Annotated in this window: 12 protein-coding genes and 1 pseudogene; 2 read left to right on the top strand and 11 right to left on the bottom strand. The window is 67.4% G+C overall.

Annotated elements, in window-relative coordinates; translation table 11 throughout:
• Nucleotides 1-259: 259 nt before the first annotated feature.
• From ABYB95_RS11555 to ABYB95_RS11595, 9 genes and pseudogenes are all read right to left on the bottom strand, one after another.
• Nucleotides 260-781 (bottom strand): S26 family signal peptidase, encoded by a 522-nt coding sequence (locus ABYB95_RS11555; RefSeq protein WP_372658675.1) that lies wholly within the window; start codon nucleotides 779-781, stop codon nucleotides 260-262.
• 8 nt (nucleotides 782-789) lie between these two features.
• Nucleotides 790-1,284: a DUF2840 domain-containing protein gene (locus ABYB95_RS11560; protein WP_372658687.1), complete on the bottom strand. Its 495-nt coding sequence runs from the start codon at nucleotides 1,282-1,284 to the stop codon at nucleotides 790-792.
• Nucleotides 1,285-1,304: 20 nt separating this feature from the next.
• Complete coding sequence (locus ABYB95_RS11565) at nucleotides 1,305-1,568, bottom strand: chromosome partitioning protein ParB (RefSeq protein WP_372658676.1); 264 nt, start codon at nucleotides 1,566-1,568, stop codon at nucleotides 1,305-1,307.
• Nucleotides 1,565-2,341 (bottom strand): ParA family partition ATPase, encoded by a 777-nt coding sequence (gene parA, locus ABYB95_RS11570; RefSeq protein ID WP_372658677.1) that lies wholly within the window; start codon nucleotides 2,339-2,341, stop codon nucleotides 1,565-1,567. The genes ABYB95_RS11565 and parA overlap by 4 nt, the downstream gene beginning before the upstream one ends.
• 207 nt (nucleotides 2,342-2,548) lie before the next feature.
• Nucleotides 2,549-3,358, bottom strand: a pseudogene (locus ABYB95_RS11575) (replication initiator protein A); the annotation flags it as partial.
• Between the two features lie 20 nt (nucleotides 3,359-3,378).
• Nucleotides 3,379-3,669: a helix-turn-helix transcriptional regulator gene (locus ABYB95_RS11580; protein WP_372658678.1), complete on the bottom strand. Its 291-nt coding sequence runs from the start codon at nucleotides 3,667-3,669 to the stop codon at nucleotides 3,379-3,381.
• 122 nt (nucleotides 3,670-3,791) lie between these two features.
• Nucleotides 3,792-4,145 (bottom strand): DNA -binding domain-containing protein, encoded by a 354-nt coding sequence (locus ABYB95_RS11585; RefSeq protein WP_372658688.1) that lies wholly within the window; start codon nucleotides 4,143-4,145, stop codon nucleotides 3,792-3,794.
• A 208-nt stretch (nucleotides 4,146-4,353) separates the two neighbouring features.
• The gene (locus ABYB95_RS11590) at nucleotides 4,354-4,590 is read right to left on the bottom strand and encodes a transcriptional regulator domain-containing protein (RefSeq protein ID WP_372658681.1); all 237 of its coding nucleotides are present in this window, start codon (nucleotides 4,588-4,590) and stop codon (nucleotides 4,354-4,356) included.
• A gap of 102 nt (nucleotides 4,591-4,692) precedes the next feature.
• Nucleotides 4,693-5,034 (bottom strand): DUF2958 domain-containing protein, encoded by a 342-nt coding sequence (locus ABYB95_RS11595; protein ID WP_372658682.1) that lies wholly within the window; start codon nucleotides 5,032-5,034, stop codon nucleotides 4,693-4,695.
• A 176-nt stretch (nucleotides 5,035-5,210) separates the two neighbouring features.
• On the opposite strand from ABYB95_RS11595, the gene ABYB95_RS11600 reads away from it, so the two are divergent.
• Both ABYB95_RS11600 and ABYB95_RS11605 read left to right on the top strand, forming a co-directional pair.
• Entirely contained in the window at nucleotides 5,211-5,495 is a 285-nt protein-coding gene (locus tag ABYB95_RS11600) for a helix-turn-helix domain-containing protein (RefSeq protein ID WP_372658683.1), read from the top strand.
• A 53-nt stretch (nucleotides 5,496-5,548) separates the two neighbouring features.
• Entirely contained in the window at nucleotides 5,549-6,424 is an 876-nt protein-coding gene (locus ABYB95_RS11605) for a hypothetical protein (RefSeq protein WP_372658684.1), read from the top strand.
• A 51-nt stretch (nucleotides 6,425-6,475) separates the two neighbouring features.
• On the opposite strand, the gene ABYB95_RS11610 is transcribed toward ABYB95_RS11605, so the two are convergent.
• Both ABYB95_RS11610 and ABYB95_RS11615 read right to left on the bottom strand, forming a co-directional pair.
• Nucleotides 6,476-7,306, bottom strand: coding sequence for a DUF932 domain-containing protein (locus ABYB95_RS11610; RefSeq protein ID WP_372658685.1), 831 nt, complete (start codon nucleotides 7,304-7,306; stop codon nucleotides 6,476-6,478).
• A gap of 570 nt (nucleotides 7,307-7,876) precedes the next feature.
• Nucleotides 7,877-8,185 carry a DUF736 domain-containing protein gene (locus tag ABYB95_RS11615; protein ID WP_372658686.1) on the bottom strand — a complete coding sequence of 103 codons (309 nt, stop codon included), beginning with the start codon at nucleotides 8,183-8,185 and terminating at the stop codon, nucleotides 7,877-7,879.
• Between the last annotated feature and the right edge of the window lie 692 nt (nucleotides 8,186-8,877).

Below are 8,877 nucleotides of genomic sequence, written 5' to 3' on the forward strand. Positions count from 1 at the left end.
AGGCGTGCCGGTCCTTTTCTCTTGCCCTCTGCCTGCGCCCCCGCATCCGCTCCCGGCTCCGGCTGGTCGCCAGCCGCGCACGGGGCGCGCAGCGCAGCCTGCAAGGCCGCGCGGGTGCAGCAGGCACTGCAGGCTGGCGCAGGGCTCCCTGCACGCCGAACTGCAGCCCAAGCACCGCTTCGGCTGCAGTTCAGCGGCAGGACTGGCGCACGGCCGGCGCAGGCCCGGCACATGCTTGGATACGTGATCGGCGGCATGTTCATGGCACACCCCATGTCCACACCGGCAACGCGACGCCCAGCACGGTGGATGCATCGATCGGCCCGAAGTAGCGGCTGTCGAACGAGGCCGGATGCGTGTCGCTGAGCAGGAACAGTTCGCCATCGGCCAGCGCGCGGCAGGACGCCCACGGCTGCAATGGCCGATGCGCGCCATCGTGTGCGAGCACGGTTGCGACGGCGGCGCCATCGACGCGCACGATGCGCCCCCGAATGCACACCTGCTGCGGAGTCACGGCGCCCACGCGCTTGAGGATGGGCACGCCGACGGGCAGGTAGCCGCGCTGCGCCGCGAACGCGGCCACGCTGGCGGGAAGCCGGACCAGCACGATGCTGCCAACGTGCAGCGAGCCAGGGCTGGCCAGCGGTGCGATGCGGTACCAGCCGCGAGCCACGCTGGCGCTGGGGTTGTAGACGATGCGCTCGGGAGGTTGCACCAGAGCCGGCGCGCATAGCGCTGCCAAGCCGATGCAGGCCACGGCCAGCAGCGCCGCCCGAGACATGCCCAGCGTCATCGCAGCGCCCCGCGCGCGAGGTGCGCCGCGTGGCGCTCGGCCGTGTACGCCGGCAGCGGCTGGCGTGCGGCCAGCCGGTTGCCCACCGTGCGCCAGTAGATGGTGGCCACCGCGCACGGATCGATGCCGTCCGTCTCGATGGCATCGATGGCCGCGAGCACCGCCTTGACGCGCTCCTCGCCATCGGCGCGCAGCAGAATGCGCGCGCCGGACGACACGCCGGCCACGCGCTGGGCGTCATCGAACGGCATGGGCGCCTGCAGCACCATGAGCTGCCACAGCGCCGTGCCGTAGTCGTTGCCCAGCCACTTGATGCGGCAGCAGACCGCGCCCGGCGCAAACAGCGCGGCGCGCCGCCAGCGGTCCAGCACGGTTTCGCGCACGGGCCGGCCGAAGCGCAGGTAGACGTTCACGCGGTGCTCGACGAAGGCGAGCGACACGCGCATCGGGGTGGGGCGCGGCGGCAGCGCCGCCCGTGCCCAGTCCTGCATGCCTGGCGTCTGCGCCGGCGTCACGGCCGTGCCTCCGGGTATTCACGCTCCAGCAGTTCGCGCAGCATGTCAGCGGCCGTGACGCCGCGCTGGAACGCGATCACCTTGATGCGCCCGCGCTGCGCGGGCGTCACGTCGATGGTGAGCCGGGCGGTGAAGACCGCCGCCTTCGCCTGCGCAGCGGCAGCGTCTTCGCGGTGTACCCAGGCCGTGGCCGGATCGGCCGCGGGCCGGCGGCCGATCGGCGCACGGCGCCGCTTCGGGGAATCGGCGGCGCCTGTCATCGCGCCACCTCCCTGCTCTCCTCCGGTGCATCGCCAAGCACGTTCTGCACGGCCTGCGCGAGCGCCGCGATCTCGCGCGCGGCCGCGCCCTTCGGCGACACCTCCCACACCAGCTCGCCCGCCGCCACGCAGTCGGCGAACGCGATGCGCTGCGCGACGTCTGCGTGCAGCGTCGGAAACGGCTGATCGGCGAGCGCGGCACGCGCCTCGCGTCCGATCACCGTCCCGACCACACGCCGGTTGATGACGAAGGCCGCGCGCAGCGCAGGCCGGAACACTCTTGCCTCGTTGATCAGGCTCACCATCTCCTGCGTCGCCCACACGTCGTAGGCGCTGGGCTGCACGGGAATCAGCACCAGGTCGGCGGCCAGCAGCGCGGAGCGCGCGAGCGCCGCGACCCGCGGCGGGCCATCGATCACCACGTAGTCGGCCTGCAGGGCGATCTGGGGCACTTCCCGGTGCAGGGTGTCCCGCGCCAGCCCGAAGACCCCGTAGAGCCGCCCCTGGGCGCTCTGCAGGCGCCGCTGCGCCCAGTCCAAGGCCGAGCCCTGGGGATCGGCGTCGATCAGCGTCACGCGCCTTCCCTGCCTGGCGAACTCGCCGGCCAGGTGCGTGGACAGCGTGGTCTTGCCCGCGCCGCCCTTCTGGTTGAGCAGCGCGATGACCTTGCCAGCCCCGCTGGCCTGCGTTTCTGGAAAGCGGTTTTCTGCACCCGTGGACAACCTGCTGCCTGTTTCTTGGGCAGCGCAGTCCGCGCCCCATCTTTTATTCATAGAGTTAGTCCTTGTTATGGATAAAAGTTAAGAAAGGCCCATACCGTTGCCGGACGCGGGTTTCAGAAGGTTTTTCGCCGGTGATTTCCCGATGGCGGCGCCGGCGATTTCCCGACTCCCGCGCCGGTGATCTCCCGAGCCCGTCCCCGCGCTATCCACAGCTTCTTCAACAGGTGCTGTGGATAAATCAGCCCAGCCGGGTGCGCCGGGATCGGGCCGGAAGGCCAGCCACTCGGTGCGGCCGGCCCATTCGATGGCGAGCCGATAGCCCGGCAAGGCCTGGCGCAGCACCAGGCCGCGCAGGTGCAGCGCGAAGTCGCGGTAGCGCTGCAGGCTGCCGGACTTCAGGTGCAGGTGGCGCAGGTCGAAGCGCCAGCCATTGCGCTGGCGCCCGCCGTGCTTGCGGACGAGGCGGTACAGCCAGCGCTCGATGCCGCCGGTGAGCTGGAAGTAGGTGGGGTCCAGCGTGAGCACCAGCGCGTCGTCCATCACGCCGCAATAGAACCAGTCCGGCAGGATCAACTCGATGCCGTCCGAGCGGCCATCAGGCCGCACGTGCTCCTGCCATTCGTTGATCCACGAGAAGCGGTGCATGCGCTTGCCGGCCTGGCGGATCGAGGTCAGCACTGTCGTGGACTGCAGCCGGTCCAGCGATGCGCGCAGCCCGAGGTATTCGGTCTGGCCCGTGGCGCGCTGGGCGAAGCGCAGGATCTCGTAGGGCGTGGCGGCCATGAGGCGCGAGGTCGGCCGCCCCTCGTCGCGCGCCTGCACGATCTGGCTGGCGGCCCAGATCAGCACATCGGCGTCCCAGATGGTGGCGATGCCGTGCTCGGGCACGCCTTCGACAGTGAGCGAGACGGCGCCGGCATCGAAGCGGATGGGCACGGTGCGCCGGGACTTGGCCAGGCTGAAGAAGGGATAGGCCATCAGGTCCTGCGCGTCGCGCAGGGCCATGTCGTCGCCCGGCAGCGCGCGGAACAGCGCGAGCTGCTCGCGTTCGCTGGAGCGCCGGGACATGGCAGACACCTCTGACCCGTTCAGCGAACAGAATCCCGCACCACGTAGCCGGGGTCCGAGGTCATGCCGTAGGTGTGGCTGTCGGCCCAGGTGCGCAGGTCGGCCATCGCATAGACCACGCGCGCGCCGAACTTGCGGAAGCGCGGCCCGCCGCCCAGCACGCGGTGCTTCTCCAACGTGCGCGGCGACAGGCGCAGCAGCGCGGCCGCCTCATCGGTGGTCAGGAATTCAGGTTTTGCGGCTGCTGCCGGGGCGGGCTGCGGCGCAACCGCTGCCGCGCCGCGCGAAAGGATCGAATGTCCTGCTGCCATGAAGGCCTCCATCTCGGTGGATGGGCCACAAACGATTCGCGGCCCGATGGAGGCAGTCTGGGCAAAGGGGGGTGGGCTGCGAAGGGAGATTCGGCGGCCAGTCTCGTCTCCGTGGGCGGGCGCTAACCGGGGCGCACGCCAGCGAGCCGGAGGTAGCCGCCCGCCATCAAGTCCGTCGCGCGGGAGAGGATGTGGCGCACCTGGGCGCGCAGGTCGCTGTCGGCATGCCAGCGTCCGGCGGTGGCATCGGCGCCGAAGACCGCTTCCGCGATCTCCCGATGGCCGCAACCAGCCTGCAAGGCATCGAGTGCCTGCAGGCCGCGCATGTGCAGCAGGTCCATGCGCGAGACATGGCGAAAGGCAGGTGCCTGGTATTCGCCGCGCAAGCCCTTCAGCGCGGCAAAGGCCGCCGCGGCTTCGCCGCCGGTCGGCAGGGAGAGCCGGCAGGCCGAACCCTCGACCAAGGCGGGAGACACGCTCGTTCGCAACCGTTGCCGGCCGTCCAGTGCGGAAAGGATCAGATCGGCTCCCGCATGCAGCAGGCGCTTGCGGCCACGGATGCGCCACAGGCTGAAGACCGGGCCATCGCCCGCGTTGCTGCGTACCTGCGCAGGGCGCAGGTGAGGCAACCGGTCTTCGGCGCCGATCCAGACCGGATGCGCCTCACGCGCATCCAGGCGCGGATCAAGATCGACATCGCAAGCCCCAGCGTGGCGCGATGGCAGCGCGCCGCTTGCGGGGCGTGCCGAGCCAAGCCGCGCGGTAGCCGGGATGCCGACGCAGGTACTCCCAGGCAAGCGCTGGCCCATCCAGGTCCAGCGCATAGAGGTAGGCGGCCGGGGCAGCCCAGGGCGAGGGGGTGGTATCGCTGTGCATCGTCATGGTGGCAAGCTCCTTCGGTTGAAGATGGCAAGCTGCCATGGATCGGGACGGTGTGGGCCGCTTTCCCGCCGGGGTAGCGCGGCGCGATGCGCCTGCGCGGTAACTTCAGCATCCGGGCGTGTCCGCCGAAACCCGTGCCCGTCAGTCCGTGATCATGCCGTCGCGCTGCGCGTCGGCCACGTAGGCGGACAAGGTCTTGCGCGGTCGGTACTGCGGCTCCACGGCCACGGGCAGGCCCTTCGGTCCCTTGATGCCTGCCAGCATGGCCAGGCTCACCTCGCCCAACTCGGGGAAGCCGGTACCCGCGTCGATGAGCCCGTAGGCTAGGTCGCCATCGGCGGCCAGGGCCGTGAGCACCCAGGCAGCGCCGGCATCCGGCGTGTAGAGCTTGACCACCGGATACGGATCGCTGTCTTCGCCGCGCGCCCTGGCAGCACCGTTGGCCAGCATCACGCGGCGCTGCTCATCGGTCAGAAAGGCCATGGAAGCTCCAGGAGTCAAAGAGGGCCGGCCTTCGGGCCGGGCATACCGTGGGGCATGGGTGAGCGCTGTGCCTGCCTTTGCATGAGCAGGAATTCTAGGCCCGTCCCTCGTGCCTTGGTGAAAAATAGTTATCTTTAACGTGGTTTTAATAGGCATCAATCGCGACGCTTGCTGTGATGCAAGCAAAGCGAGGAATCCAGCGTGGAAGGCCCACCGGCGCAACGACCTTCGAGGCTGCGCCGGCCCTGGCCTTTGGCGCAGCCGTGCGCGCGATCCGCACGGAGGAAGGCATCGCCCAGGAAACCCTCGCGCATCTGGCCGGGATCGAGCGTTCGCACATGGGAAAAATCGAGCGCGGAGAGCACATGCCCACGCTGTCCGTGATCCTGAAAATCGCCCGGGCGCTGGGGCGCAGTGCAGGGGAGTTGGTATTGGAGACTGAAGCGAGGTTGGACTCTTAAGTCCAACCAGGCAGCAGCACTCGATGAGTCAATTTCTTGACGAGGAAATTTGAGTGACGTCATCAACACTTGGCGCTCGTCAACTGCGCTACAAAGCTTTTCAAGAGTTCTTGAGTTCCGCAACCGAGAGCTTCAAATCGCTCTGCAATAACAACCCTGAGGCCAACCGATTTAAGGCGATCTACAGCTTGTGTACTTGTCCTGGCGGCCGACAAGGAGGTAAAAACGCACGTCAACTCGAAGTTTTCTTTGGGGCTCGACCGTTCGATTCCCAGGAAAATTTTGATAGCACTGCGCGGCCATCGTTGAAATTACTGTCAGAGCGGGGAGCAACATTGGAGTTCGTGCGGGACGACCTCGGCAGAGTGCACGTATTTCTCTATCCGGCCGTCAGCGAGGGGATGAAGCCGATAGAGGACGCCATTGAACTCAAAATTGTCGGCGACCCCGCCGATCTTGCGAAGGGCACAGTCCTTTCGCGCCACTTCCGTTGGCTCGTGGCGTATATGCAGTGCACTTGCTTGGAAGGCGCCCCAACCTTTCGAGATCGAATCACCGTTGCAAAGCTTCGACTTCTCCACCGGCGAAGTGTCGATGGTCGAATGTGGGATTCCAGAATTTCAGTCGCGGCGCGAGAGGTCATTAAATGGGTATTCACTGTGGGTCTCAGTGGCACCTTACTGGCTGCGATCCAGTGGACAGCCTCTACACATCGACCCATGGCCGTAGTAGAAGTGTCGGCGGAGCCGACCGACACACGGCAGCAACGTGCAGATCTCATTCGCTTGGGGGAAAAAACCACCGAGCGGCTGGAAGCAGTAGAACGGTCCCTCGGGGACATACGCACTCGACTCGATGCCCCTCTTGTCACGCAGCCGGCGCTACCGTCCTCGCGCCCCCCCGCAAAGAAAAACGCAACAGCGAATTGAGAAACCGCAAATGCATTGCAAAAAGGGCGAGGCCAAGCCCCGCCCTGGGCGTCAGCCTTTGAGCCGACGCATCTCCTCAGCCAGCATCCACAGCGCCCGGTTGAGCTTCACGTTCTGGTCGATGCCCTGCACCGCCCGCGTGCGCATCCGGCGCCCGGTCGCGCTGCGTCCCGGGATGCCACCCTGCAACAGGTTCTCTTGCGTCCGGTTGAACGTGGACCACAGATCGGAACGCACATCGGCGCTGCGCCGGGCTTCCAGCACCTGCGCTTCCGTGATCGGTGCCGGCCGCACCGGATCGGGCTCGTACTTCAGCGCCAGCGCCGCCCGCGCGAAGATCGCCTGCTCCTGTGCATCCAGCGTGACCGCACGCATGCCGTCCCGGCGCTCGCGCACCAGGTCGAAACCGTCGAGCACCTCGTAGGCGCCCTCGATCACGCGGTCCACGATCTGCCCCTTGTGATGTACGCGCACGTCCGAGAACGTGTCGCCGAACACCAGTCCGTTGCTGCACGCGTAACGCAGCAAGCCCGCGATCAGCTGGTAGCTGCTGGTGCCGTCGTGCGAGTTGAGCAGCACAATCTCGTTGGCCTCGGCATCGCCGATGTGCCGCGCATGGCGCAGCCGCACCATGTGCTTGGTGAAGTCGCGCCGGTCGTCCTGGCGTACCCGGGTCTGGCACACCATGAAGGGCTCGAAGCCTTCCTTGCGAAGCGCGGCCAGCACCTCGCCGGTCGGGATGTAGGTGTAACGGTCGGAACGGCTCATGTGCTTGTCCACGGCGAAGATGGACGGCGCCACCGCGCGGATCTGGTCGTCGGTCAACGGCAAGCTGCTGCGCAGCGACGGGGAATGATGAGCGAAACGGGATGCGAGTTGCATGATGGGTCTCCGAAAGGAAGCCGGGCGGGATTGCCCGAGCCCTCCGGGTCACGGCGCAGCGCAGCAGTCAGGGTTCGCAGACGGCCATCCTGCAAGGTGGCCGCCAGCGTGCAAGGCACGCGCAGACCTTGACGGCGAGACCGCCGTGGCACGATGGGCTCACCAGCAAGCCAGCCCCACACACACCCTCGGCCTGCCACGGTTTTCCGCAAGCGAAGCGCGCAGCGCCGCAGGCGCGAAGGCGTCAGCGATCGGCGCCCGGATGGGTCGAGACGCCTGGCGGCTCGATGCGCAGCACAAGAGCGCGGTCCGGCATCGCCGGAGACGCACGGAATCGTTGAACCGCAGAGCCTCTTTCTCTGAAACCCGACGAAGAGTGAAATCGGCTGTACGTCTTTACGACGACCCGTCAAAGCACAAGGCAGAAAAACCGTCTTTACGACGACTCCATAAAAATCCGGCCATTTCATCCAGCCCGCCTCGCACGGCGGCGGCTACCGCCGGGCGAGACACTAGGTCGGTGCCGAATGCAACAAGGCGCCCCGCCGAAGCGGGGCGCCAGGACGGCGATCAGTCGCCCCTGCTGCGCGTCCAGATCAGGTTGTGTGTGCCGTCCTCGCCCTCGACCAGGCGGGCGTAGATCGTCGCCGGGAACGACGGGTCATCCAGTGTCACCGACAGGTAGGGCCGGTCCGCCTTGCTGACCTTCTTCCAGGCCGCGCCGATCTCCAGCCCTGCCGACGCGACGATGCGGTAGTCCGGGGCGTGCTCGCTGCCCTTGTCGCTGGGCACGATGCGGACCTTGACGTTCAAGGTCAGGGTGCGGACCGTGCCGGTGAAGCCGTTGCCCGAAACGGTGAAGTTGCCGATGGTGCTCATGATGATTTCCTTTCGAGGTGGTGCCAGGTCCGCGCCCATCGCGGCCTTGTGCGGTGATCCGATCAGGCAAGGTGCCGGGCGCGCCGCACCCGCAGCGCAGCGAAGGGCCGCAACGCAGTGAAGGACCGGCAGGCCCGAGAAATTTGTCTCGCGAGGAATGCGCGCAGCGCAGGGGAAATTTGTCGGGCAGGCCGGTTGCGGCGAACAAGCCCGAAGCACACCGCAACGCAGTGACAACGAAGAGAAGGTGCGCTGTGCCCGCGCCAGGATTCACGCTCAAAGACAAGGCCGTGGGAGCGGACCGACGCCTCGCAAAGGACCACGAGCACAGGCAACATCCACGCGGCAACCGCCTTCCGGCATGGGTTCGGCCACACCGAACCCCAAGCCGGCTGACCAGGGACAAAACAGAACGCCCCGCCGCATCGGCCCGACAGCAGAGCAAAAGAAAGCAGCGGCAGAGAAGTCAGCATGGCATCCGGCCCGTCGGCAAGCCACCATCGACCACGGCGGCTGCGCCCGCCAGCATCGAGGACGGCACCCCCAGGCACAACCGGGCGCAGCAAGGTCCATCGCAAGCCCTCGCACCGCACGGCGGGGCGCCTTGCCAGGAAGCACGGGCAAGGCCCGCTGGAATCCGGAAGTTCAAACGCGCGCGGCACACCTGCCGCGCGCGCCGCGCCGAGGCCCTA

It is taken from the genome of Hydrogenophaga sp. (genome assembly GCF_041633695.1).
In the GTDB taxonomy this organism is placed as follows: Bacteria; Pseudomonadota; Gammaproteobacteria; order Burkholderiales; family Burkholderiaceae_C; genus Hydrogenophaga.